Genomic DNA, 358 nt, shown 5'->3' with positions numbered 1-358 from the left:
GAATGTAAGCAGCGTGAGCTTCAGGGTCGAAGCTGTAGCGACGAATCAATACTTCACCACTTTCTTCCATTGCCGCTTGTACTTCTGCAAGAATCGCAGGATCTTCGATAGAATCCTTGATGGTCTCGTGACCTGCAAGAACGCCGAGATATGCAGTGATTAAGTGGCCAGTGTTCAGGGTAAATAGTTTACGCTCAACAAATGCCATTAGGTTATCAGTGCATTCCATACCAGGGATGTTAGGAATCTCGCCCTTGAATTGAGTTTGATCGACGATCCACTCACTAAAGGTTTCAACGGTTACGGCTAATGGATCCGTTTCACCCTCTTCTGCTGGTGGAACGATACGGTCTACTGC

Annotated in this window: 1 pseudogene; it reads right to left on the bottom strand. The window is 46.9% G+C overall.

Going from position 1 to position 358, the window contains the following annotated elements:
- A pseudogene (locus tag AB4585_RS23260) lies at window positions 1–358 on the bottom strand (mannitol-1-phosphate 5-dehydrogenase); the annotation flags it as partial.

The organism is Vibrio sp. 10N.222.49.C9 (genome assembly GCF_041474985.1).
GTDB classification, from domain to species: Bacteria; Pseudomonadota; Gammaproteobacteria; order Enterobacterales; family Vibrionaceae; genus Vibrio; species Vibrio crassostreae_C.
Note: the sequence above shows the minus strand (reverse complement) of the source record. Positions and strands in the feature narration are given on the sequence as shown.